The 205-nt window shown below is 31.2% G+C and carries 1 protein-coding gene; it reads right to left on the reverse strand.

What is annotated here, in order from left to right; translation table 11 throughout:
• Positions 1–131, reverse strand: a 131-nt coding sequence (locus B0A66_RS23215) for a GIY-YIG nuclease family protein (protein ID WP_165766645.1), incomplete at its 3' end; no start/stop codon positions are given.
• Between the last annotated feature and the right edge of the window lie 74 nt (positions 132–205).

The raw sequence follows: 205 nt of genomic DNA on the forward strand, positions 1-205 counted from the left end.
TCGTTTACATTTCCTGTAAAACCTTTACTTTTCTGATTGTGCCTAATGATTCTATCTTCTAAATTAGAAGTAAAGCCAATGTAAAATTTGTTTTTGCTTTCGCTAAATAGGATGTAAACAGTGAAATTCATAAATATAAAGCAAAAAATTCCAAAATCAATTGACTTTGGAGTTTTTGGAATTTGGTGGGCGATGAGGGGTTCGA

Source organism: Flavobacterium hercynium (assembly GCF_002217285.1).
Lineage (GTDB): Bacteria > Bacteroidota > Bacteroidia > Flavobacteriales > Flavobacteriaceae > Flavobacterium > Flavobacterium hercynium.